The organism is Enterococcus ureasiticus (assembly GCF_001730285.1).
Classification (GTDB): Bacteria; Bacillota; Bacilli; order Lactobacillales; family Enterococcaceae; genus Enterococcus_L; species Enterococcus_L ureasiticus.
The window spans coordinates 189,424-214,440 of sequence record NZ_MIJZ01000001.1 but is presented as its reverse complement, the minus strand read 5'-3'; the positions used below and the strand labels follow the sequence as shown (position 1 = coordinate 214,440).

Genomic DNA, 25,017 nt, shown 5'->3' with positions numbered 1-25,017 from the left:
GATCATTATGATTGAGGAAAAAAATTTCTATGTTAAAGACGTTTTGTTGATTTTAGCAGGCACCTGTCTTTATGCGTTTGGTTTAGTAACGTTTAATATCGCAAATGATTTAGCAGAAGGTGGAGTGACTGGGATTACGTTGATTTTACGTGCACTTTTTTATATCAATCCAGCTTATTCAACCTTGATTATCAATATTCCGCTGATTCTGATTGGGGGAAAAGTTTTAGGCAAGCATTCATTTTATTATACGATTTTAGGAACTGTTTCTTTATCTGTTTTCTTATGGTTATGGCAACGTTTCCCTATCGAAGTCAATTTAGATCATGATTTATTGATTGCTGCATTGTTGGCTGGTCTTGCTGCTGGTATTGGTAGCGGATTGGTTTATCGTGTAGGGGGAACAACAGGTGGAACCGACGTGATTGCACGAATTCTAGAAAAAAATTATGGTATCAGTATGGGGCGTTCATTACTGATCTTCGATATTTTGGTTTTGATTCTTTCTTTAAGTTATATCGATGTCAAACGAATGATGTATACCTTGATCGTTTCATTTGTTTTTAGTAAAGTTGTTGATTCTGTCTTAGATGGTGCCTATGCGGCAAAGGGAATCTTGGTTATTTCTGATCATTCTGAGGATATAGGAGAAGTGATCATGGCGCTATTAGAGCGTGGTGTAACCTATCTAGATGGTCAAGGCGGTTACTCTCAAGTGGACAAAAAAGTTCTTTATGTGGTCGTTAGCCCCAGTGAAATTATAGAAATCAAACGAATCGTTCATGAATTAGATGACAAAGCCTTTATTTCTGTAATCAACGTTCACGAAGCAATTGGTGAAGGATTTACCTATTCCAGACCAACAAGAATGCTTTTTAAAAGAAAAAAACAGCTCAATTGAATAAAAGAGGTAAATTAGACCAGTATATATTGATCTAATTTACCTCTTTTTTTATTTTTTTAATCGATTTAATTCATCTGTTAATTCTAAAAAAGCTTCATAATTGTTATCTTCTAACGCTAAATCAATTTGGCTATACAACAAATCAAGTTTGGCTTGTTTTTCTTCATGCGCAAAGAAATCATTAATGCTTTCAATTACTTCTTCACTCACCTGCTCATTCCAGCGAGCATAGGGATTATCTTCTAAAATCGATAAATACTGACTATTTTGCCAAGAACCATCAAAAACACATTCTACATAAAGAGCTTCTTTCCAGTTCATACGAATTTCATGAAAAATCTGATCAGTATCCGTAAATTCTTTTCCTGATAAAAATAATCGGATCGGTTCATCATCTATTTCTCTTGCAGTAACCTTTAATCCGCGAACCGCTTTATCTGCTTGCTCAATAAAATGTACATTATTTAAAATAGCTTCATGGTTAATCAAATAATTTAAAATCCATAAAACTTCTCTTTGGCTAAACGAAACATTATTCACTAACCAAACTAAAAATTCCTTTTTATCTGCGACATTGACAAACATCCTATCACCTATCTTTCTTCAATATCATCTAACAGGGATTGTGCTTCATTATCCCCTGGCTCGTGTTGAAGATAGTGCTGTAATAACTCTTTTGCTTTTTCTAATTGTCCTTCTTCTCGAAGAAAAACGGCATATTCTTTTAAAAATTCAGGTTCATGAGAAAGTTCTTGATAAGCTTGTTCGAAATGGACTTTCGCTAAATCGAATTCTTCCAGTTCGTTATAAGCATGAGCTAAATTCCATTCGCCATAAGGATGGCCTTGCTCTTCCATTTGTTGTACCACTTCGATTACTTCATCAAAACGATTTTCATTCAAGTACAAATTGCTTAATGTAAGTCTTGTTTCATCTGTTTTTTCACCAAGTTCTAGCGCTTGTTTTAACAAAGATTCTGCTTTTTCAGTATCATGCAGTCGATAGGCATTTTCAGAAGCTAACTGATAAAGATCTACTTGGAAAGGATTTTCTTTGATGCCTTCTGCTAAAACAGTCTGCGCTTCTTCCAGTTGCTCTTCTTCTTGTAACGCTTCACCTAAAGATAAGTACAACGATTGGTAATGAGGATTCAACGCTCTTAATTGTTGCAAAAGTGCGATCGCTTTTTGATTTTCATGTAATTGTAGATACGTGAAAGCTAATTGGAATAAACGATCATCTGTCTGACCTTCTTCCAACGCTTTTTCTAAAAATGGAATTGCTTCTTCAAAATCACCTGACATGCTGTGACTGCTTCCTAAGCGCTCATTGATCGAGACATTGGAGATTTCTGTAACTTGTTCTTCAAGCAGCTTTTGATAGGCAGCAGAGGCTTCCTGGAATTGTCCATTTGAGAAATACAATTCGCCTAAAGCAAATAGAATCAGTGGTTCATCCGGCATTAAACGTTGTGCTTCTTTTAATTTCGCTTCGCTTACTTCAGGAATTCCGATTACTTGATACAAATCTGCCGTTACAAGCAAGCTTTGAACGTAACTATCGCTATCTTTTCCTACTTTTTCCAAGTAAACAAATGCGTCATCGATCAAATTATTTTCAATGGCAATCTCAGCTAATGGGATATTCAAACCGTCTGCATCAGGAAAAATTGTCAATAAATGCTCAAAAACTAATTTCGCTTCTTCTAAAAAACCAAGCGATAATAATTCTTCCCCTAAATCAGCAAGTGTATCATCATCATCTTTTCTAATTGCTTCCGCCAGCATCAATTGTGCTTGCGCTAACTCTTCTTCATGTAATGCTTGGAGCATTTTTTCACTATATGTTGTCATCTCTTAACCTCTAATTTCTTCTAAAATAGTTTTATATTGTTCTACTGTAGCTAATAAATCTTCTGTTTTAGGTTTTTGCATACGATCAAGCTCTCCTATTCCCTTCAAAAGAGCAGCTTTCTCACCTCGATCTACACATTTTAAAACACCTTCCACATAATCACTGACTAAAATTTGTTCCGGAAAATCAACTGGAAAACCTAAGCGAATCAACCAGATTATAAAATTTTTATAGTGAAACGAAAACTGATTGACTTTCTGAGACCAAAGTAACTGTAATAAACAGCCTAAAAATCGTTTCATATGACCAGATAATAAATGGCCATTTGTTGTTTCAAAGAAGCCTTGTTCAAATAAATGACCAAACTGGTCAATTATTTGACCGTCTTTTTCATAATAACCAATCATCTCATCTAACATACCGTTAAATGATTGCTGATTCAATCGAGTTGCATCACTATAATTTTTAAAAAGCATTCGTAAAAAATCATGACTGCAAATCAAACTGCAGCGAATAAAAACAAGAAAATCAACTAATTTTCCCTCTCCATAGTCGCTTGTTAAAGTGCGATCATAGATTATTTTTTCTGCTAAGACTGAGCTCTGCAATACTGGATGATTCTTCAATTCTATGTGAACTTCAGTAATCAAGCTTTTACTCAACGACTGGATCGAAAGCGGCAAAAGCCAACAGTTAGAATTCAGCACAGATGTTTCATGCAAAAAGTTGGTTAACTGAATAACCCCTTCATTACCAACACCTAAGAAAAGAAAGTCCTGTTGCTGATCAAAATCTGCTAAAAAAGCTAATAAACTTTCCAACTCATTCATATTGTTACAGTGTGAGTCATTCTTACAAATATACCAATCTAATTCCTGTTTGTCATCAAAAAGCTGAATTAGTTTTTCTGAAAACAAATCATAATACCGCTGATTGGTGATCAAAAAAAGATGTTTTGGCTCAAAAGAAGCCGATTTGATCTGTGAGGCAAAGGTTTCACCATAGATAATCGTCGTCTGCAACTGATTTTTCTTATAAACTAATTCCATTGATAACACCCCTCTTCTACATTTTACCATTAGTTGTCGTAAAACAGAAAGAGGGATGATTTTAATTTTTTAAAAATGCAATAAACTTTGTTCAAAGACAATTGTTCTTTTAATTTTCTTAAAGAACAGGCATTATTGATTCACTATTTTGTTATAGATGTTCTAATTTGTCTATGCAAAAAATTCTTAATTATTGTTTATACTTAACTTGTTTCAAAAAACGGCTAGCTTTAAGAAAAATAGCGCACTTCTTAAACTGTTGTTGTTTTTAAGAAACATAGTGATTCAGTCTGATTTGAATAATTAGCACTTTGCAACGTTCATAGTTAAACAATTAGTTTTTAGACATAGCTGATTATTCTTTATCCGTAAAGCCAATCAATCGAGATTGGCTTTTTTATTCAACCTTTTTATAAAGCGTAATGAAAGAGCCCATGACAAGTCATGGGCTCTTTCATTCGGGTGTTCCTATCAAAGCAATATAGCTATCTATGTTAATGATGCGCATATGTTTTACATCAAATTGCCCTCTACTATTATAGTCTCCTATTACCTCAATTTCATATTGATGCATGGGTAGCGATAATACGTACCTGGCAAACGGTCTATTTTTGATTACACAATTAATGCAGACATCATTTTCCCAAATTAACATTCCTGTTATAGCATAAGGCTTTTCTTTAAACACCTTGATGTGGGTTAATAATCCTGTATGAGTTTTCATAACTTTATCATACACGAAATAATTCATATGTCCACTCTCTTGTTTCTAGTGATGCAAGATCAGACAAGAAATCTAAACACTTTTTATCAGTCTGATACATCTAAAATCACATGAAATAAAGAAAGAACCCTTGAATAATCAAGGGTTCTAAGAACTGTCTTATTTAACAGCATCTTTCAACGCTTTACCTGGTTTGAACGCAGGTACTTTACTTGCAGCGATTTGAATTTCTTTACCAGTTTGTGGGTTACGTCCTTTACGAGCCGCACGTTCGCGTACTTCAAAGTTACCAAAACCGATTAATTGAACTTTTTCACCTTTAGCAAGAGATTCTTGGATTGTTGAAAATACAGCATCCACTGCTGCAGTTGCGTCTTTTTTAGTTAAACCAGTTGAAGATGCAACGTTTTCGATTAATTCTGCTTTATTTGCCATGGATTATTTCACCTCCTCCACAAGGGATAGGATATCTAAAAGATATCTAATTTACGTTTATTTTTGAGTGGTCCAAAAATGACGTACAAATATTGAATTGGATCAACATTCTGTTATCACGATATCATAGGAAGCTTGTAATAGCAAGGTTTTTGATGCGTTTTAACCAGTTTTTTTTAAAAATATCATTTTTTTTTATAACTCAATGAATTTGTTTGTACATTTGAAAAAAGTGTGGTAAAATGCGCTACTTCCGTCTTCTTGGGATGATTTTGATTGGTGTCCCTTCGAAAGTAAAAGCTTTGCGAATTTGATTTTCTAAGAATCGTGCATAAGAAAAATGCATTAATTCTTCTTCATTTACAAAGATAACAAATGTTGGCGGTTTAATCGCCACTTGAGTCCCATAAAAAACTTTCAAGCGTTTCCCTTTATCTGTTGGTGTTGGATTGATGGCGATAGCATCCATCACTACATCATTCAATAAAGCAGATGGAATACGCAGATTTTGATTCATGCTAACAAGTTCGATCAATTCTGGTAATTTGTTTAAGCGTTGTTTCGTTACAGCAGAAACAAAGATAATCGGTGCATAGTCAAGGTATCTAAATTCTTCACGGATCTCTTCTTCAAAGTCACGCATCGTATTTGTTTCTTTTTCAACCGTATCCCACTTGTTCACAACGATAATAATGCCCCGTCCAGCTTCATGAGCATATCCGGCAACTTTCTTATCTTGTTCACGAATACCTTCTTCGGCGTTTAAAACCATTAAAACAATGTCTGAACGTTCAATCGCACGCATCGCACGCATTACACTGTATTTTTCAGTTGATTCATACACTTTGCCTCGTTTGCGCATACCAGCTGTGTCGATCATCAAGAATTGTTGTCCATCTTCTGACTCAAAACGCGTATCAATCGCATCACGGGTCGTTCCTTCAATTTCTGAAACAATCACACGGTCTTCACCAAGAATCGCATTGATCAATGATGATTTACCAACATTCGGACGACCAATCAAACTGAATTTGATCGTAGCTTCATCTTCTTCTTCGATTTCAGTTGAAAAATGTTTGACCGCTTCATCCAAAACATCTCCGATACCTAAACCATGGCTTCCGGAAATAGGGAATGGGTCACCTAAACCTAAAGAATAAAACTCATAAATATCATTTCTCATTTCAGGGTTATCAACTTTATTTACAGCCAAAATTACTGGTTTATTGCTGCGATATAAAATTCTTGCTACTAATTCATCTGCATCTGTCACACCTTCTCTGCCACTTGCGACAAAAATAATGACATCTGCTTCTTCAATCGCGATTTCAGCTTGATGCTTGATTTGATCCATAAATGGTTCGTCACTTAGATCGATACCACCTGTATCAATAATACTAAACTCACGTCCTAGCCACTCTCCTGTGGCATAAATACGGTCTCTTGTTACACCTGGTGTATCTTCTACAATAGAAATTCTTTCACCAGCTATACGGTTAAAAATCGTCGATTTCCCTACATTCGGGCGCCCGACAATTGCAATTGTTGGATTTGCCATTCAAATTACCTCCTTGACAAGTTTTCAATCTTTACTAGTTTACCTAAAGCTTGTCTAAGATGCAAGAAAAACTAGTGAAATAAGTGAATTAAACCGCTGAATATAAAAAAATCCTGTAATTGGCGAATATCTTAAATCGCAATTACAGGATACTTTATTTTAAATCATTCGTTTATTACTATTCAACACCGTAAGCGATTCGTTTCACATTCATCAAGTGATGAGCCGTTACATTGTCTGTTGTACTGCTTCCACCCATTGCACCACAACCTAATGTCATCGAAGGGGCTAGTTTTGTTGTTGCGCCAATTGCTCCTAATGCTCCTAAAGTATTCACTAAAATACGCGATGCTCTCATTTCTAAGCCAAAACTTTCCGCGTTTGCATCCATTGTTGTATGGATTACTGCAGTGTGACCTGTTCCTTCATTAGCAAGTAATGCTTTACATGTTTCTACGCCATTTTCAAAGGAATCAACTGTAAATAAGCCTAAAATCGGTGTTAGTTTCTCTCTTGAATAAGGATTGTGATGACCGATTTCCGTTTGCTCTGAAATCAAGATAGACGTTTCTGCTGGAACAGAGATACCCACTAATTTTGCAACATCTGAAGCACTTTTCCCAACAATATCTGGATTCAACGTTCCCGTTTCTCTCAAAATAAATTGACTGACTTTCGCTGATTCTTCTTCGTTCATAAAATAAGCTTTTTTAGCTTTTAATTGCTCGATAACTGCTTCTTTAACCGTCTTATCCACAACAAGAGCTTGTTCTGATGCGCAGATAATTCCGTTATCAAAGGTTTTACTACTGATCACACACTCGATTGCATGTACAATATCAGCTGTTGCATCAATCAATACAGGGACATTTCCAGGTCCTACCCCAATTGCTGGGTTTCCAGAACTGTAAGCTGCTTGAACCATCGCTTTACCACCCGTTGCAAGAATCAGTGAAACATCTGCATGTTTCATCAAGGCACTAGTTGCATCCAAGGTTGGTACTTGGATTACTTGAACTAAACCAGCTGGCGCCCCTGCTTCAACAGCTGCTTTCTCAATGATTTCAACTGCCATTAAAATTGATTTTAAAGCCTTTGGATGTGGCGAAAAGACGATTGCATTTCTAGTTTTTAATGCGATCAATGATTTAAATATCACTGTGGCCGTAGGGTTTGTTGAAGGAATCAGGCCAGCCACAACCCCTAAAGGAATACCGATTTCAATAATTTTATCTTCTTTACGACGATTGATCACGCCAACGGTTGGTAAATCCTTAATGCTTTCATAAACTTGCTCACTTGCAAAAGTATTTTTGATTATTTTATCAGAAACTTTTCCAAATCCAGTTTCTTCGTTTACTGAAATAGCTAATTTTTCTGCGTTATCAAGTGTTTTTTGATATACATTTTTTACGATCGTATCTACTTGCTCTTGCGTATAATTTTCATACTCCGCTTGTGCTTTCTTTGCTGTTTCGACTAGTATTTCAATTTCTTTTACTTTGATTACTTCAGTCATTTTTGAACACTCCTTCTTTTTTAAACGCTTACAAATTGATTTTAATCTATTTACTGCAATTTGTTAGGGAATATTTTAAGGAGATTATGGACAAAATTTACCTGTTGGTGTATTTTTTTCACAAAGAATTGTACTTGAAAGGTTAATTTATTCAAGGTATTATAGAGTAGTAAAATATATTTCACAAAGAAAAGGACTATTATCTTATTAAAGAAAAGAGGGTTTACTTATGTGCCGATTATTGATTGTCAGCAATGATGCAAAAGAACAGCAAAGACTTCAACGATCTATCAACGATTCATTTATGAATATAAAAGTTTTACCTCCAGCTGAAACAGAGCAAGAGGCTTTAACAATTGCTGAAAAGCTACTCCCAGAAATTCTTTTGATTGCTATCGACCATCTAGACATCGACGGCTTTATCGTTAAACGTAAAATAGTTCAACAACTACCTAATATTAAAGTGATCATACTGACCAAACGAGATAATTTCCAAAGCGTTCACCAAGCTTTACGGTGCGGCGTGATCGATTACTTATTGACACCTATCGATTTAAATGAATTAAAATTTGCCATTGATCGTTGTGTGAAATCATTAAATCAAGTATCTCTAATGGATATCATAAATAATAAACCGACTGTTTTGGCGAAAGAACAAATCAATACTATTTTGGATTACATCCACGATCACTACAATGAAGAAATCAATTTGACGACTTTAGCAGATATCATGCATTTGAATCGTCATTATACTAGTCGTTTTTTTAAAGAAGCCGTTGGCATGAATTTTATTGATTATCTAACTGCTTATCGTGTGGAAAAAGCGAAGCAATTATTGATGAAAACAGAAGAATCTATCACTGAAATTTCTGGAACTGTCGGGTACATTGACTCTACTTACTTTAGTAAGTTATTTAAGAAAAAAGTAGGCCAATCCCCTCACCAATTTCGTAAACAATATCGCGGCGAACATACACCAGCTGATTTACGAGTGATTTATAATTAACGATAGAACTAGGCTGCAACTAGGATATAACTCTGTGAGTCATATCCTAGTTGCAGCCTAGTTTCATTATTTAATTACAAAAAAAGAACGAAGGTTTCCCTCCGCTCGAATTATAAAATTATTCTGAATCAGTATCTTGCGCTTTTAAAGCATCACCTAAGATATCGCCCATTGTGAAACCAGTATTTTCTTCTGGTAACTCATATTCTTGAACATCTTTCGGTTCTTCCTGAGATTCAGGTTTTGCTTCTAATGCTTTGATACTTAAGGCAATTCGATGTTCTTCTGGATTAACTTCCAATACTTTCACTTGAACTGCTTCACCTTCTTGTAATACTTCATGAGGCGTTGCAATATGTTTGTGTGAAATTTGAGAAATGTGAACTAAGCCTTCAACACCCGGAAATACTTCAACAAAAGCACCAAAGCTAGTCAAGCGTTTTACAGTTCCTTCAAGAACTGAACCGACGGCGGCTTTGTTTTCAATATCTTCCCAAGGTCCAGCTAATGTTTCTTTGATTGATAGAGAAACACGTTCTTCATCTGGATTGATTGAAAGGATCTTAACTTTTACATCATCGCCAACTGTTAACACATCACTTGGTTTCCCAACGTGTTGGTGCGCAATTTCAGAAACGTGAACTAATCCATCGATACCGCCTAAATCAATAAACGCACCAAAATCAGTTAAACGAGCAACTTTTCCTTCAACGATATCTCCATCATGAAGAGTTGCTAAAATATCTTTTTTCTTAGAATTCTTCTCTGCTGCAACAACTGCTTTATGAGATAAAATCAAACGATTTTCTGAAGGCTCGATCTCAATGATTTTGAATGTCAATGTTTGACCTTTATATTCAGAAAAATCAGCAACAAAATGGTCTTCTACCATTGATGCTGGAACGAATCCACGAACACCAACGTCGACCACTAAGCCACCTTTTACAACATTTGTAACTGGGGCTTCGATGATTTTGCCTGCTTCGAAATCTTTTTCGATTTCTTCCCAAACTTTTTTAGCATCCAAACGACGTTTAGAAAGTAAATAACTACCATTTTCTTTATCTTTGCCGATCGATGTGATGACAACCAAATCTAAGATATCACCAACACTCACTAATTCGTTGATATCTTCTACTTGTGTTGTAGATAATTCTTTTGCTGGTACCACACCTTCAACGCCAGCACCTTCGATACCAACAATTACTTGTTTGTCCTCAACTGCTAGCACTTCACCTTTAACGATGTCGCCAACACTCACTTCTTGAAAACTGTTCATTGCGTCTTCCATTGTTTCATTGCTGATTTCCACTTTTTTTTCTTCTGTCATGAATACTTATCCTCCTATGCCACCAAAAAATTCGTAAAAACTGACCTACTCCTTTAATAGTACGGGATTTTGCTGGAAAAATAAAGCGATTTCTCTCATTTTCTTTTTTTTCTTTGAGATAAGAAGAGATTTTCTTGCTTTAAGCCAAAGAAAGTATAACTTTTACGCAGTCATACTTCCTTTCTAGCTATTTTAGTACAAAATATGAAACCTTAACTTTTTGTTAGGATGACCTCTTCGATTGCTTTGACAACTTCTTCTATATTCATTCCAGTTGTATCGATTTTAACTGCATCTGCTGCCTGTTTTAAAGGAGACACTTCTCTAGTTGAATCAATATAATCCCGATGCTCGATTTCTTTTTTTAATGTATCAAAATCTGTTGTAATTCCTTTTTCCTGATTTTCTTTATAGCGTCTTTCAGCGCGTTCATCCACACTTGCAACTAAAAAGATTTTAACTTGTGCATCAGGTAAAACAGCCGTACCAATATCTCGTCCATCCATGACAACTCCGCCTAAGCGTCCAATGTTTTGCTGAAGTTCTACCATTTTTTCCCGAACAGCACCATGTTTTGCAACGATTGAAACAGCATTCGTCACATTCGGTTGTCTGATCTCTTCTGTTACTTCGGTTCCATCAATAAAAACCAGTTGTTCTTTTTCAGTTTGCTTGAATGAAATCGTATGATTAAAACATAATTCAACTAAGCCTTTTTCATTCTCAAAATCAATATTTTTTTTAATTGCTAAATAGGTCAATGCGCGGTACATTGCTCCTGTATCACAATAAATATAATTTAATTTTTTTGCTAAGATCTTAGCTACTGTACTTTTACCAGAAGATGCTGGACCATCGATTGCAATGCTTATCTTTTTCATAATGAACTCCTTTGTTTATCACATAGTAAAAGAGTCTGGTACAAAACGTAAGTTGTTTTGTTTCAGACCCTTAAAAAGTAAACATTGAGATAGAGATTCAACCTATCTCCTCGTTTGTTTACTCATCTTTATTTAACTCGTAATGATTGGCCAGGTTGTAAAACTGAATTTAAATTTAAACCGTTTAACTGTAATAGTTCATCTGTTGTTATACCATTTCTTGATGCTACTTGATTTGGTCCTTCCCCACTAAGCACTTCAGTGTAAACAGCGGCTTCTTCTCCTGCACTTGTTGGAGTAGTATCTTGTGGCACACTACTTTCGCCAGCTACTGCTTCTGAAGAAGATGCTGGTTCTTGTGCCTCATTTGAAGATGATGATTGTGTTGAACTATTTTTAGTGGATGATTGAACAACCACAGATGATGAAGGCTGACTAGCCTGTTTGTTATCATTTGGTTTATCTCTCATCACGTAAAGATAGGTTCCTACAGGTAAAGCAATAATCAATAATAATAGAATAACTAAAATTGTTAGAAAGACCGTATTGCCTTTTTTTTGTTGACGTTTTTCTGAGCGGGAGCCCCCAGTATTCTTATCTGTATCATAAATTGACTGCTCCCAAGGTTCACGTGCACCTGATGGTTTTTTCTTATCTTTTTTACTCACGTATCGTTCCTCCTAAAATTCTCTCGTTTGCTATTATACCACAGCTTTTTGCCAACTGCAGTCTAAAAAAAGATTATTTTCATTCTTTAAATAATCTTATTAAAATGTCCTCCCACTGTTCGGAGATTTCGATTTCTTCTGGTGATTGTACTATTTGCCCTTTGTAATTGTCAAAGGATAAGCCGCATCGATCACAACATTTTTCTTGTGTTGTTTCTGTAATTTTTTCTGAAAAATACTGCCGAATGAACACACGACGGCATTCTTCCTCATTGATATAGTTTAACATAACATTTAACTGTTGTTTACGTTCTTTCTCTTTTCTTAATAATCTTTGTTCTAATTCTTCGATTGTATATTCTTTTTCTAAGAAACCTTGCAGCCATTTTTGCTGGATTTCATTTAGTGCAGGTAGACTGTTTTCTTGTTCTTTTAATTTGATTTCAGCTAATTCATTTAAACGTTCTCGATCAAGTCGACTTTCTGACTGAAAATAATAGTGAATCGATTCGTCTCCCTTTTGATAAAGTAAAATTGCCACACTAGATTGTCCATCACGGCCAGCTCGGCCAATTTCTTGCACATAATTTTCTAAACTATCTGGACAATCGTAGTGAATAACAAAACGTACATCGGGTTTGTCGATCCCCATACCAAAAGCGTTTGTCGCACATAAAACATCTAATTGATTTGAAACAAATTGCTGTTGCAATAAGCTACGCTCATTAGCAGTTAGACCGCTGTGATAGAATGCTGATTTTAAATTTGTCTGTGCATTGATTACTTGATTGATTTTCTCGGCCGTCTTTCTAGTTGCGCAGTATACGATACCTCTACTTTTTAGTTGAGTTAGATAAGAAATCAATGTATCGTTTTTTTCAGTGGTTTGATTAACGATCAAACCGATATTTGGTCGATTCACCGAAAATATAACTTCTGAAATCGTTTGACGATGTGAAAATACTTGCTTAATAATCTCTTTTTTTACAGCAGGGGTGGCGGTGGCTGTTAATGCTAAAGTCAATGGATAACCGCATTCTGCTTGGATATTGGCTAACTTGGTATATTCTGGTCTAAAATCAACACCCCACTGAGAAACGCAGTGAGCTTCATCTATTACAAATAAAGCAATACTTAATTCAGCTATTCTTTTTCGAACTTCTTTTTGGGTTAGGGTTTCAGGACTAATCAAAATGAATTTATACTCGCTTAGATGATTTAGTACATATTGCTTTTCAAAAAAAGACAAACTGCTATTTAAGGCGATAACACTGGTTTCCCCCTTTTTTTGAAGCTGGACCACTTGATCTTCCATTAAGGATAGTAGTGGTGAAACAATGATCACTGTCCCTTCGACTAATTGCCCAACTAATTGGTAACACAAGGATTTCCCTGTACCTGTTGGCAAAACAGCTAACGTGTCTTGTTTCTTTAGCAGCTGTTCGATTACTTCTTTTTGTCCTGTTTTAAACGTACTGAAACCAAATTTATCTTGTAACACTTGCTCTAAATTGATTGTCATTGGTTCGATTCTCTTTCTTCTCTAAGTTTTTGAATTTGATATAAACGAAACTCAAAGTAATCAAGTTCTGGATTAGTTTGTTTGACTGAACGGTACGTCCAATCTTGATATGGTTTTGGGTATTCAAGTAAGCATTCCTCTGTTTTTTGGGATATAAAGCGCTCAAACGGAAAATCCTTCGTTAAGGCTAATTCCATAAGATGATCTTTGATTGTGCTTATTTTGACCCTTCTTTGCCGGGCTAATTCTTCTATTGAATGCTGTGTTTTCAAATATGAGCTTGTTTCACTCATACTTTTATTTTCATTTTGTTTCACCAAAGGAAGAACCAACTTTTTCAAGAAACTAGCATCTGGCATTAAACAAATTGTTTCTAGTAAGTGATGAAGTTTTTCTTTCTTTTGCAGCATCTGCTTAAAAGCATTGTCTTGTTCGTCCATTACTTGAAAAGAGGTTTTTCCGATCTGTTGATAACCAGAAAATTGTTGAGCAAAAAAATTTGCTTCATCTTTCGTTAAATGAGAAAAAATTTGAGTCCATTCATTTTTAACCGTTTCGATCAATTGTACTTTAGGCATTGATTTTATATACATTTTTACCTGTTTTTGATACAATGGCGATTGTTCTAACGGAACGTAATTTTTATTCGTATAAGATAAATTAGAAACAACTTGCACTGTAAATTGTAATAAACGCCAAATCATTTCGTCTGTTTTACCAAAATGATAATTGTCGATCGAAGAAAAATAATCGTCCTCTTGAAGCACTACTTGCATACCTTTTCCGGTTATCTGGACCTCGCCATCAGATACTAGACGCAACGACTCTTGTTTAACTAATTCTTCTAGTATATTATTAAATTGTTTTTCAGACAATAATGGAAATAGCTGAAAGAATCGTAAGTTTTCATATAAAAAACCATACAGCAAGACAGAACTTGTCCGTTTGCCTTTTAAAAGATGATACAAAGTTGAAGTTCGCACCTTGTATCCGTGCTGAAATAAAGCTAAAATAAAGGAAGGTTCCATATTTCCACCTCTTTCAATGATAGAATAGGATGTGCTCTTATGTTATGTAAAATAATTCCGGAAAAATGCATTGCTTGTGGATTATGCCAAGTCTATGCACCAGAAATTTTTGATTATAATGATGATGGGATTGTCATTTTAAAAAATGATAGCAAAGCCCATCAAGAATTTGTTCCTGAAAATGAAAGGGACAATGCGTTAACAGCGTACCGCAAATGTCCTGTTCGTGCAATAGAGATCATAGAAAAATATTGAAAATCTGTTCGTTTCTTAGCCCAATAGTAAAAGGAGAAAATACTTGTCGAAAGACTGTATTTTCTCCTTTTACTATTTAATGGATCGTTTTTAACCAATTAATCAGTAGATTGGCGACTTCTTGTTGTTGCTCGTCATTATTAATACCAGCAGGTTTATCGCCTTTTTGCTCACCGTAACTGCCGAATCCAGCATGGTTTCCACCTTTGATTTCTTCGAAAACAGTTTGTTCAGGTAAGTATTTTTTTGCTTGATCATAAGCTTGCCAATTCAAAACACCATCTTTAGAACCAGTCAATGAAAGTACTTGTCCCTTAAACTTTGAAAGACTGCCTTTTTCGTCAGGGTAACTTGCTAGGAAGAATACTCCTTTTAAATCATCATTGTCTTGTTCAGCAGCAAAGCGACTGGCCATAACCCCTCCTAATGAATGCCCGCCAATCACGTAATTAGTTAAATGATTAGAACGAATGACCTGCTCCGCTTTATTTTGGCCTAAAACAGCCAAATTCAAGGGTTGTTTTACAAGATAGACTGAAAATCCAGCCTCTGCTACTTTTTCAGCCCAAATACTATAGCTAGCACTTTCAACCAACGCTCCTTGATAAAAAATTAATGCTGGATTTTCCTCCTTACCTTTAAAATATAGTACGTCATTTTCATCTGTTGCTTTTTGAGATGCTTCTAAAGCCATGGTTGTAGGTGTATAGGTAATGGTTTTTATATAAAATAAGCCTACCAAAACTAAAGCTACTAGTACTCCGATAAACCAAAGTAATCGTTTCTGCCATTTTTTCATTTTAGTTCTCCTCTCATTCTGTCTTTTCCATTTTAGCAGAAATCTGCTTTTAACTAGAACATTTTGTATTCACAATCAAAAAAACACAGAGCCAAACGGAATGTTCTACTCTATGTTTCAGCTATTTATATCAATAATTTATTTCGTTATCGTTTTTTTATCACTCAACTGATATTGTTTTCTAGATAACCAGGGCAATAATTTTGCGTGAAGCACTAAGAAAACTGCACTCACAATTGAGCCTTTGATTAAGTTGAATGGAATAATCCCGATCGTAACATATTTTGCCAGCGACATTCCTAAGAATTGCCCAGCTGATACACCGAATAGTTTTAAATAAATCGGTGTGATCACAAAGTAATTCGCTACACCCATAAAAACAGTGAGCGCAATTATTCCTGTAGCTACACCTAAAATTTTGTTTGAACGCTTGTCGCTTCCTCGCTTGAAAAAATAATACATCGGTAAAGTGAAAACAGTTGTTGCAAAAAAGCTAGCTACATCTCCTACTAAATTTTGTGGCGATGCCCCTGTCGTAAACAGATGCAATACTGATCTTATGAAAGCCGTACTTATTCCAGCTAACGGCCCGAATAAAAACATACTGATCATAACGGGTATGTCACTAAAATCGATTTTTAAGAAACTTAATGACGGTATGATCGGAAACGCCACAAACTGTAAAACCACACCAATTGCTGCTAACATTGCTACACTTACCATTTTTTGTACCTTGTTGTTTCGCATATGAAATCCTCCTGTTTAAGGACCCATCTTCAAACGAACTTTTCTAAATTGGTTTTTCATTGATTGCTCTTGATTTGCTGTGTTTGTTGTTTGGTCGAACGATAAATATACTGCGCTTTATCGGTAATCGCTTGATAGCTATTGAGCCATGCTATCGTATTTCGTTGCGAAAGAAGTTCACTCCTATTTAGTTTTGATTAAATATGGTGTCTTAGTATGATGGTAACTTCTTTGTTCACTAAGTATTGTTCATCATCTACTCTGTCACTCAATTCTTAGAGGTTTAGCTCCTAGAGTTTGATGGGATAAACACAATAGTGTGATTCACTAGTTAGGTGACTTCTCTCACTTCGTTCGCCAAGTACTGTTCATCATCTACTCTGTCCCTCATTTCTTAGAGGTTTAGCTCCTAGAGTTTGATGGGATAAACGCAATAGTGTGATTCACTAGTTAGGTGACTTCTCTCACTTCGTTCGCCAAGTACTGTTCATCATCTACTCTGTCCTTTGGCCAATCGTAGTGATTCACAGCAATTCACAGCAAAAACTCTATTTTCCAGCAGGGAAAATAGAGTAGAGTTATCTTATCTGAAAAATGCCAATTCAAATAAGCTCTATCTTCTTTATCCAGACTTTACTGTCGGTATTGGAATTTCACCAATTCAGCCACCTCAAATGAGATAGGTCGTGGACTATAACCACCGGTCGGGAATTTCACCCTGCCCCTGAAGACGAACCTTTATTAAATTTTTGTACAATTTCAGTATACAACCTTTTTAGAAAAATGCAATATTTATGTTCAACAAGTCACATTTGCTGTCAATAGAAAAATATGAGCCAAAACTATTATTAGTTTCGACTCATACTCGTAAAAAATTATTTTGATTGATTCATCAAAACACTGATTTCTTTTTTATTTAAGTTACGGTATTCACCGGGGCGTAATCCTTTTAAGGTCAAATCACCGTATTTTTCTCTTTTTAATTTTTGGACAGGATAGCCTACTGCTTGAAGCATTTTTTTCACTTGGTGGTTACGGCCTTCGTGAATCGTCAATTCAACAATGCTCGTGTTTGTTTTAAGATCAACAGATATGATCTCAAAAGCAGCTGGTGCAGTTTTATAGCCTTCAATTTTCATTCCCTTAGTTAGTGGAAGTAAATCATGTTTTTTGGCTAATCCTTTTACTTTTGCTACATAAACTTTATCAATTTCATGACTTGGATGCGTCAATTTTTGAGAAAACTCACCGTCATTCGTTAATAGCAGCAAGCCAGATGTGTCAAAATCCAGTCTTCCGACAGGATAAATTCGTTCTTTAATATGAGAGAAAAAATCCGTAACAACTTTTCTGCCTTTATCATCAGAAACAGCTGAAATAACGCCCTTTGGTTTGTAGAAAAGGTAATAGCCATATTCTTCTTTGTAAATTGGCACATCATCTACTTCAACTTTGTCGTTTTTCCCTACTTGTGTGCCCAATTCTCGAACGATTTTTCCATTTACTTTTACACGTCCGTTGACGATATATTCTTCTGCTTTTCTACGTGATGCAATTCCTGCATGCGCAATTACTTTTTGAAGTCTTTCCATTTAGTTTTCTTCCTCCGATTCGTTTGTATCCGTTGTTCGTTCTTCTTCATTTAGCTCTTTGTAACGGTCGAAAAAGAGGTCTAAAGGCAATTCTTCAGCGATTTCTTCTTCCATTTGGTGAATATCTGGCAGTTCTTCTAAGGATCTTAGGCCAAAATAGTCCATGAAATAAGCCGTAGTGCCATATAAAATAGCTCGACCGGGTCCGTCTACCCGCCCCTTTTCTTCAATCAACTGGCGGGCAACTAGTTTTTGCATTGAACCTGCCGATTGAACACCTCTAATTTCATCTACTTCAACTCTTGAAATTGGTTGTTTGTACGCAACAATCGATAATGTTTCGAGTGCTGCTTGAGATAAAGAATTTGAGATTGGTGATTGTGCATATTTTTTTAATAATGGTGCAAATGCTTTTTTAGTAGACAATATAAAGTGATTGCCGACTTCCAAAATATTTAATGCTGCTTGTTTATCTGATTCATAGCGTTCTTTTAAAGCCGTCACTGCTTCGTATGTTTTGGCGGTGGATAATTCTAATAAGTAAGATAATTCTTCTAACCCAATTCCCTCTTCACCAACAACAAATAGAATCGCTTCGATTTGACTTACTGTTGTCACTCTGTTTCCTCCGTACTTGATTCAATCTCTTCGGATCTATTATAGAGTAAAATAGTACTATAATTATCCTCTTGTTCTACATGAACGACTCCTTTTTTCATCAACTCCAACAACGCCATAAAGGTCGTAACGACTTCTTGTTTAGAATATGAGGTAAAAAAAGATTCAAAATTTATCGGTGTTTCCCGATCGATCTGACACATTTTTTGAGTGATTGTTGCAATCTTTTCTTCAATCGATACATCATCTCCGGTAACGGTTGTTTCGATTGGTTGACGACTTTTCTTCTTTTCTAACATTGCATGAAAAGCGAGGAAAAGATCAATCGTATTCAATTGATTAGGTTCTAACAAAGGATTATCTTCTTTGTATTCATCGATATCCATCGGTTCTTTTGTATAATAAAGACTTCTTTCGGATTCTTTTTCATGCAAAAGACCTGCCGCATATTTAAATTTACGATATTCTAATAATTGAGCAACCAAAGCATCTCGTGGGTCTTCACCATCAAGAATTTCATCGTCTTCTGTCATTTCCAACTCTTGTTTGGGCAAAAGCATCTTACTTTTGATTGCCATCAATGTCGCTGCCATCACTAAGTATTCTCCAGCAATCTCTAATTCCAATGTTTTCATTGTATGGATATAGTTCATATACTGTTCTGTTACTGCAGCGATTGGAATGTCATAGATATCGATTTCCAATTTTTGAATCAAATGTAACAGAAGATCGAGGGGACCTTCAAATACATCTAATTTTACATTAATTTCCTGCAAGATCATCCAACTTTCTTTTTCAGCTCTTTAGTTTACCATAAAATTCAAGCGTTGTGTTCTTTCCACTTAGATAAATAAGTCGATGTAGCTAATGTGCCATATATTTTTGTTTCAGGATACAGCTCCGCCACCTCATTTAATAAGTCAAACCCTATTTTTTCGCCTCTAAAAGAAGGATTGATCGATATATCATGTAAAACCATCGCTTCAGATGTTTCTACTTCAATTCCTACAATTCCCTGAATGTTTTGTTCTCCAGCTGGTATCCAAAAAAGTAAATGCAAGTCATCATCTGTTTCATACATGTCTATTTCTTTTAGCAGTGAGTGGTATTCAGTTAATTTTTGATGGAAACTTAATAAACCCATCGCAATTTTTCGTTGCTCTTTTCGATAATAAGTTAACATGATCTCACCTTCTTTCCTTTTTATTGGTTAGGCTCTCGGGAAATGTTGTTTGTAAACATCTGCCATTCGCTGTTTTGTAATATGGGTATAGATTTGAGTTGTAGAAATGTCTGCGTGTCCTAAGAGTTCTTGAACAATTCTTAAATCCGCGCCATTTTCTAATAAATGGGTCGCAAAACTATGACGCAATGTATGTGGCGTGATATTCTTATTGATTCCAGCTTCCTGAACGATGTGCTTGAGATTTTTCCAAACTCCTTGTCGTGATAATGGATGTCCATGATGGTTGACAAATAAATGGGTTTCGTTTTGATTTTTTTTGATCAGAATAGGTCGGGCTTCTTCTAGGTATTTTTCGATCCATTGAATCGCATAATCGCCTAAAGGAATGATCCGTTCTTTGTCTCCTTTACCGATAGTCTGTAATAAGCCCATCGCCAAATGTAAATCGCCTAATTTCAATTCTACTAACTCACTCACTCGTAATCCTGTTGCGTACATGACCTCTAAGATTGTTCGGTTTCTAATGCCTAAAGGTTTGGTTGTATCAGGTGTTTCAATCAATAAAGTAACTTCTTCAACTGACAAAGTGTTAGGAAGTTTTTGCGCCTTTTTAGGTGAATCAATGTGCTGCATCGGATCGTGATCTGTAAACCGTTCTTGTCTTAAAAACTGATGAAAGCCCCTGAGACTTGAAATCATTCGTATAATTGTAGCAGACGAGTTGCTTTCATTGTGCAAGATTTGTAAATATTCCATAATTATGTAGCGATCAATCACTTGCCAAGTATCTATCTTTTGCTCTTTCAGAAAAGCGAAATATTTATGTAAGTCCCGTTCATAGCTTTTTCTTGTGTTAAGAGAAAGGCCTCGTTCTATTTGTAAGTAATGCAGATAGTCAATAATCTGTTCTTCCATCTATTTTACCTCATTTCTTTTTATTATCATATCAAAGAATTCTAGTTGATGCATAGTAAAATTAACAAGAATAGCATTTAAATGAAACTTTATTCTAAAATAAATTCGTTTTTCTGTTTTAAAAAATCGTCACCAGCTGTTCAAACTGGATGACGATAATCATTAATCTACATATTTTGTTAAAAAGCTTTCAACTTTTGCTTTATAGGCTTTAGGGTCAACTGAATAAGATTTTGCATGCGCTGCACCTTTTACAACAAACTTTTCTTTTGGTACATCTGTTGCATTGTATACTTCATCCAACATCTCAAAGGGTACAAATTTATCTGCATCACCGTGGATAAACAACATCGGTACTTTATTTTTCTTCAATTGTGCTATCGAACTTGCTTCACCGAAGAAATAACCAGCCCTAATTTTAGTAATCAAACTTGTAACAGGAACTAATGGAAATGCTGGTAAATTAAACATGTCTTTCAATTGGTACTTTAATTCTTCATTTACAGTGGAATAACCGCAATCTTCGACAATTGCTTTGACATTTTTCGGTAAGTTTTCCCCACTGGTCATCATGACTGTCGCACCACCCATACTAATGCCGTATAAAGTGATTTGAGCATCTTTGCCATTTTCAGCAATCATTTTATCAATCCATTGAAGATAATCTTTTCTCTCGGGCCAGCCAAAACCTATATAATCGCCTTCACTTTCACCATGTCCGCGAGCATCCGGCACTAAAACATTATAGCCCCAGTCATGGTACATTTTAGCGAAATTAGCCATTGTCTCGGCGCTACCCATATAGCCATGAGCCATAATGACATTTTTATCTGTTTTTTCTTCAGCAGGTAGATAAATCGCTGTTAATTTTAACCCGTCTTTGGAAGTCAAATCCCAGTATGAACGATTAGTTTTTTCTTTAAACCATTTTTCTTCTGGTGTTTTCGCCTCAACATCTGTCCCTGGCGTATCTCCAGCTAGGAAATCTTTTTTTGAAGGTACGACGGCATAATTATAGAAATACATCCCTGCTCCTGTTAGTACGATTACAATTAAAACGACTACTGCTATCAAAATTTTTACTATGCGATTCATCCGATTACTCCCCATTTAAACGTATCATTCATAAAAACGAACTTTCTTAAATAAAAAAATGATACTAATTTTTTCAAATCCTTAAATAGTATAATGTTTTATCGGAATTTTCGCAATATCAATCACAAATCATGATATTTTTTTCATTTTGATAATCTGTAAAAATCATTTCAAAATTATCGATAATATTTCGTTGTTCAGAAAGTGGAAGCAGATAAATTTCTTGTAGTGAAAAATAACCCGCATCATTCGTTTCAATCCCTGTTTTTAATTCTTCATTGTTAGCAACACATCGAATAAAAAACTTGTAAACATAGGTCAATGAAGGCGGAAAATCATGTTTCGACATATCTAACACGGCAATCAAACGTTTGGCTCTAACTGATATCCCTGCTTCTTCCATCGTTTCTTTTTCAGCAATTTCCTTTGGAGAATAGCCAATATCTGCCCAACCTCCAGGCAAAGACCAGCAATCATCACTTTTTTCTTTGACTAGCAATAATTTTCCTTCTTGATTGAAGACTACAGCTCGAATATCGACTTTTGGCGTTGCATAGCCTTCATCTTTATCAACGAGAATCGTTAACTCTTTATCAGATAAACTTGGGATTAGTGTCCCCATTAGCTGTTTTGTTACGTTGGACAGTTCTTCATATCGTTCCTGATCAAAAATATCTTTTCCATATTTTTTCCCCGTTTGAGCAATCCCTTGAAGTTTCGCCAATAAAATACTTAGTTCTTTTTCCATATATTTCACCTCGTTCGATTCTATTTTATTGTAAGGACCTTCATTTAGACAGAATCTTAAAAAAGAAAAATGAAATCAAACAAAAGTTTTACCTTCCTTTCGCTTGACCTCATTTCTATTTTATTTACTATTTTCAATTAATTTAAAACTAGACCACGGCTTCAAGAAATCTAATAAGAACAACTCATCGTCAGAAATGCGACCAACGACATTCACTCGTCCATCATTCTTCATTTCTTTCAAGGCGATTTGTGTTTCTCCTTTATACTGACCGTAACCAACATTATCGATCAACACATCTCCTTTGGTCATATCTTTTGTGTTATGAGCTGGAAACGCACGGTCTTTAAAGTGAATACGTGTCATCGTTGAACGTAAAATATATTCTGAACGGTCTCCACGATAGCTGTGTAGACTTGTGAACAAGACTTCTCTTTCATCGTCTGTAATATCTTGTGCAACATCCACTTTGACCGATGGATATTCTGCGTTGAATGCTTCAGCCATTGCTTTTAATTCAGCTTCTGATGCATAAGCATTACCAACTAAGATATCATCGATCAAGCCCGTTAATACTAAGTGTTTCACTTGTGTAGCGATTTCTAGATCGCGATGATCCTCTAATGAACATAAACCATCTTGTGTCGGCCAAGGTCCAAATGTTGCATCATGCGAATTCACAAAGGCCATTGTATTTAAGTTATATTTTCTAAATTTTTCAGAACAGAAAACAAAATGATCATACCCTAAACCAGAATAACGATGCGGATAGAAATTATGTGAACCTAATAAATTATCTGTATTTGGTGAATAGCTCATGATATTGTCTACATAGCTTGTTCCTGTACTCATATTGATTTCGATTTTGATGCCATATGGATTACGTGTCATTTTCGCTTCTTCAGCACCAGTAAAACCAACATCTAAACGGACGCCATAAGCACCCATTTCATCAAAAAACGATAAGTCGTCATAAGAAATTTCTAATTGTTCAAATAAGGCAGGATTAATGTCGACCATAACTTCCATTCCAAGACTGTTAGCATAATCAACGACTTTTTTAAACTCTGCTAATACCTTTTCTTTGTCTTCTGTAATTTGAAGTAAACTTGTAAAAACACGTTTGAAACCATATTTATGTGCTAAGTCTAGATATGCTTTGTCCTTTTCAAAAGTTGAACGTTCTGGATAAATAGAAATACCTAATTTTCCCATTATTACTGCCTCCTAAGATTTGTATTGATTATAATGTATGCATTTTCATTATAGCAGAATAAGAAAAAGTGGTCTACACCTTTTGAAAATCTTAAAAATTTTCCATTTTGACTAGCAGTTCTAAAGAGGATTTGTTATTATGAGATGTAACTATTTTTGAAAGGAAGACTTAACTTTATGAAAACAAAAAAATTCATTGCTGCTACAGCTCTTTTAACTACACTTGTTTTATTTGCAGCATGTGGACCTAAAAATGAGAAAAAAACGGCAGATTCTTCTGCTACCTCTTCAACTGAAACTAAAGCGTCTGACTCGGTTGATTTAAATGCACTAGATTTACCTCAATTATCAGATAAAGTAAGCGAAGATGAAGATTTAGTTGAAATGGTCACAACAGAAGGAACAATTGAAATCAAATTATTTCCTAAACAAGCACCCAAAACAGTTGAAAACTTTATGACACACGCAAAAGATGGTTATTATAATAATGTTACTTTCCATCGCGTTATCAAAGATTTCATGATCCAAGGTGGAGACCCTAAAGGTGACGGTACCGGTGGTGAAAGTATTTGGAATGACTCTTTTGATGATGAAATCTCTAACCAGTTATACAATATACGTGGTGCTCTATCGATGGCCAATGCTGGTAAAGATGAAAAAGGTAACGGTACAAACGGCAGCCAATTCTTTATTGTTCAAAACGATCAAGATGTTTCCGACGGCCTATTAAAAGATGATTATCCTGAAAAAATCATTGAAGCTTATAAAAAAGGTGGAACTCCTTTCTTAGATGGCAAGCATACTGTTTTCGGTCAAGTAACTAAAGGTATGGATGTTGTAGATAAAATCGCGTCTGCTGAAACTGGCGAACAAGATAAACCGAAGAAAGATATCCGAATCGAGAAAATCAACATTTTACAAGAAGCAAAAAAATAAACATTTAAAAGAATGGCGATTTATTGCCATTCTTTTTTTTCAAATAGAAGGCTAAGTATGAAAAAAACTCTTTCCATATCTTCATCTATCAATGAATTACTATCAAATTTAGAAATAAAGTGGTACTGTTAAACAAAGAGGTGAAAGTAAATGACCTTTAATCCACAAATCGAAACGCTCATACTTGAGGCTTCTAACCGGAAATCTCCTCATTTTGTAGCAAACGTGATCAATTTCCAGCAATTTGACCAAGAAGACGTAAAAGACACTGCACAAAAATTGATTGAGGATGGAAAAATTCAAGCAACGATCCATTTCTATCATAATGATTTATGTACAATTGACTTTATACCTCAGGCTGTTTGAACAAATTGATCAAAAAAAAACTGCCAGAATATAATCTAAATTATAGTTGAACAAAAGTAGAATCATT

At 35.2% G+C, this 25,017-nt stretch carries 27 protein-coding genes and 1 riboswitch; of the genes, 5 read left to right on the top strand and 22 right to left on the bottom strand.

Annotated features, from left to right (window positions below):
* Positions 1–10: 10 nt before the first annotated feature.
* On the top strand, positions 11–901 hold the full coding sequence (locus BCR21_RS01065) for a YitT family protein (protein WP_139125593.1): 891 nt from the start codon (positions 11–13) through the stop codon (positions 899–901).
* A gap of 51 nt (positions 902–952) precedes the next feature.
* Here BCR21_RS01065 and BCR21_RS01060 read toward each other — a convergent pair whose 3' ends face one another.
* From BCR21_RS01060 to BCR21_RS01030, 7 genes are all read right to left on the bottom strand, one after another.
* The gene (locus BCR21_RS01060) at positions 953–1,489 is read right to left on the bottom strand and encodes a ReoY family proteolytic degradation factor (protein WP_069644673.1); all 537 of its coding nucleotides are present in this window, start codon (positions 1,487–1,489) and stop codon (positions 953–955) included.
* 8 nt (positions 1,490–1,497) lie between these two features.
* Positions 1,498–2,757 carry a tetratricopeptide repeat protein gene (locus BCR21_RS01055; RefSeq protein WP_069644672.1) on the bottom strand — a complete coding sequence of 420 codons (1,260 nt, stop codon included), beginning with the start codon at positions 2,755–2,757 and terminating at the stop codon, positions 1,498–1,500.
* Positions 2,758–2,760: 3 nt separating this feature from the next.
* Positions 2,761–3,807, bottom strand: coding sequence for a hypothetical protein (locus tag BCR21_RS01050; RefSeq protein WP_069644671.1), 1,047 nt, complete (start codon positions 3,805–3,807; stop codon positions 2,761–2,763).
* 454 nt (positions 3,808–4,261) lie between these two features.
* Complete coding sequence (locus BCR21_RS01045; RefSeq protein ID WP_084013184.1) at positions 4,262–4,558, bottom strand: hypothetical protein; 297 nt, start codon at positions 4,556–4,558, stop codon at positions 4,262–4,264.
* A 132-nt stretch (positions 4,559–4,690) separates the two neighbouring features.
* A complete protein-coding gene (locus BCR21_RS01040) occupies positions 4,691–4,966 on the bottom strand; it encodes an HU family DNA-binding protein (RefSeq protein ID WP_010761417.1) in 276 nt (91 codons plus the stop codon).
* Positions 4,967–5,213: 247 nt separating this feature from the next.
* Positions 5,214–6,524, bottom strand: a complete 1,311-nt coding sequence (gene der / locus BCR21_RS01035; RefSeq protein ID WP_069644670.1) for a ribosome biogenesis GTPase Der — start codon at positions 6,522–6,524, stop codon at positions 5,214–5,216.
* Positions 6,525–6,702: 178 nt separating this feature from the next.
* Positions 6,703–8,043, bottom strand: a complete 1,341-nt coding sequence (locus BCR21_RS01030; protein ID WP_069644669.1) for an acetaldehyde dehydrogenase (acetylating) — start codon at positions 8,041–8,043, stop codon at positions 6,703–6,705.
* A 229-nt stretch (positions 8,044–8,272) separates the two neighbouring features.
* Here BCR21_RS01030 and BCR21_RS01025 point away from each other — a divergent pair, with 229 nt between their 5' ends.
* On the top strand, positions 8,273–9,049 hold the full coding sequence (locus tag BCR21_RS01025; RefSeq protein ID WP_069644668.1) for a response regulator transcription factor: 777 nt from the start codon (positions 8,273–8,275) through the stop codon (positions 9,047–9,049).
* A gap of 118 nt (positions 9,050–9,167) precedes the next feature.
* Here the strand turns inward: BCR21_RS01025 and rpsA are convergent, their stop codons facing one another.
* The 5 genes from rpsA to BCR21_RS01000 all read right to left on the bottom strand — a co-directional run bounded on the left by rpsA (position 9,168) and on the right by BCR21_RS01000 (position 14,478).
* Positions 9,168–10,379, bottom strand: coding sequence for a 30S ribosomal protein S1 (gene rpsA / locus BCR21_RS01020; RefSeq protein WP_069644667.1), 1,212 nt, complete (start codon positions 10,377–10,379; stop codon positions 9,168–9,170).
* A 212-nt stretch (positions 10,380–10,591) separates the two neighbouring features.
* Complete coding sequence (gene cmk, locus BCR21_RS01015; RefSeq protein WP_069644666.1) at positions 10,592–11,260, bottom strand: (d)CMP kinase; 669 nt, start codon at positions 11,258–11,260, stop codon at positions 10,592–10,594.
* 128 nt (positions 11,261–11,388) lie between these two features.
* Positions 11,389–11,928 carry an SAG1386/EF1546 family surface-associated protein gene (locus BCR21_RS01010; protein ID WP_069644665.1) on the bottom strand — a complete coding sequence of 180 codons (540 nt, stop codon included), beginning with the start codon at positions 11,926–11,928 and terminating at the stop codon, positions 11,389–11,391.
* A gap of 79 nt (positions 11,929–12,007) precedes the next feature.
* Entirely contained in the window at positions 12,008–13,450 is a 1,443-nt protein-coding gene (locus BCR21_RS01005) for a RecQ family ATP-dependent DNA helicase (RefSeq protein WP_069644664.1), read from the bottom strand.
* Positions 13,447–14,478: a YpbB family protein gene (locus BCR21_RS01000; protein ID WP_069644663.1), complete on the bottom strand. Its 1,032-nt coding sequence runs from the start codon at positions 14,476–14,478 to the stop codon at positions 13,447–13,449. Before BCR21_RS01000 ends, BCR21_RS01005 begins: the two co-directional genes overlap by 4 nt.
* A 39-nt stretch (positions 14,479–14,517) precedes the next feature.
* Here BCR21_RS01000 and BCR21_RS00995 point away from each other — a divergent pair, with 39 nt between their 5' ends.
* Entirely contained in the window at positions 14,518–14,733 is a 216-nt protein-coding gene (locus tag BCR21_RS00995; RefSeq protein WP_069644662.1) for a ferredoxin, read from the top strand.
* A gap of 76 nt (positions 14,734–14,809) precedes the next feature.
* On the opposite strand, the gene BCR21_RS00990 is transcribed toward BCR21_RS00995, so the two are convergent.
* The 10 genes from BCR21_RS00990 to BCR21_RS00945 all read right to left on the bottom strand — a co-directional run bounded on the left by BCR21_RS00990 (position 14,810) and on the right by BCR21_RS00945 (position 23,648).
* Positions 14,810–15,532 (bottom strand): alpha/beta hydrolase, encoded by a 723-nt coding sequence (locus tag BCR21_RS00990; protein WP_069644661.1) that lies wholly within the window; start codon positions 15,530–15,532, stop codon positions 14,810–14,812.
* Between the two features lie 138 nt (positions 15,533–15,670).
* On the bottom strand, positions 15,671–16,279 hold the full coding sequence (locus BCR21_RS00985) for an ECF transporter S component (RefSeq protein ID WP_069644660.1): 609 nt from the start codon (positions 16,277–16,279) through the stop codon (positions 15,671–15,673).
* Positions 16,280–16,890: 611 nt separating this feature from the next.
* A riboswitch (FMN riboswitch) is annotated at positions 16,891–17,015 on the bottom strand.
* 139 nt (positions 17,016–17,154) lie between these two features.
* On the bottom strand, positions 17,155–17,871 hold the full coding sequence (locus tag BCR21_RS00980; RefSeq protein ID WP_069644659.1) for a pseudouridine synthase: 717 nt from the start codon (positions 17,869–17,871) through the stop codon (positions 17,155–17,157).
* A complete protein-coding gene (gene scpB, locus BCR21_RS00975) occupies positions 17,872–18,489 on the bottom strand; it encodes an SMC-Scp complex subunit ScpB (protein ID WP_069644658.1) in 618 nt (205 codons plus the stop codon). It lies immediately after the preceding gene.
* The gene (locus BCR21_RS00970; RefSeq protein ID WP_069645528.1) at positions 18,486–19,265 is read right to left on the bottom strand and encodes a segregation/condensation protein A; all 780 of its coding nucleotides are present in this window, start codon (positions 19,263–19,265) and stop codon (positions 18,486–18,488) included. Before BCR21_RS00970 ends, scpB begins: the two co-directional genes overlap by 4 nt.
* A 44-nt stretch (positions 19,266–19,309) precedes the next feature.
* Positions 19,310–19,672 carry a GNAT family N-acetyltransferase gene (locus BCR21_RS00965; protein WP_069644657.1) on the bottom strand — a complete coding sequence of 121 codons (363 nt, stop codon included), beginning with the start codon at positions 19,670–19,672 and terminating at the stop codon, positions 19,310–19,312.
* 27 nt (positions 19,673–19,699) lie between these two features.
* Entirely contained in the window at positions 19,700–20,590 is an 891-nt protein-coding gene (gene xerD, locus BCR21_RS00960) for a site-specific tyrosine recombinase XerD (RefSeq protein WP_069644656.1), read from the bottom strand.
* Positions 20,591–20,752: 162 nt separating this feature from the next.
* The gene (locus BCR21_RS00955; RefSeq protein WP_069644655.1) at positions 20,753–21,685 is read right to left on the bottom strand and encodes an alpha/beta hydrolase; all 933 of its coding nucleotides are present in this window, start codon (positions 21,683–21,685) and stop codon (positions 20,753–20,755) included.
* A 118-nt stretch (positions 21,686–21,803) separates the two neighbouring features.
* Positions 21,804–22,433: an NUDIX hydrolase N-terminal domain-containing protein gene (locus tag BCR21_RS00950; protein ID WP_069644654.1), complete on the bottom strand. Its 630-nt coding sequence runs from the start codon at positions 22,431–22,433 to the stop codon at positions 21,804–21,806.
* 120 nt (positions 22,434–22,553) lie between these two features.
* The gene (locus BCR21_RS00945; protein WP_069644653.1) at positions 22,554–23,648 is read right to left on the bottom strand and encodes a DUF871 domain-containing protein; all 1,095 of its coding nucleotides are present in this window, start codon (positions 23,646–23,648) and stop codon (positions 22,554–22,556) included.
* A gap of 177 nt (positions 23,649–23,825) precedes the next feature.
* Between BCR21_RS00945 and BCR21_RS00940 the strand changes: the two genes are divergently transcribed.
* Together BCR21_RS00940 and BCR21_RS00935 are read left to right on the top strand one after the other, a co-directional pair.
* Complete coding sequence (locus tag BCR21_RS00940; protein ID WP_069644652.1) at positions 23,826–24,584, top strand: peptidylprolyl isomerase; 759 nt, start codon at positions 23,826–23,828, stop codon at positions 24,582–24,584.
* Between the two features lie 150 nt (positions 24,585–24,734).
* Positions 24,735–24,950: a hypothetical protein gene (locus tag BCR21_RS00935; protein ID WP_069644651.1), complete on the top strand. Its 216-nt coding sequence runs from the start codon at positions 24,735–24,737 to the stop codon at positions 24,948–24,950.
* Positions 24,951–25,017: the final 67 nt, after the last annotated feature.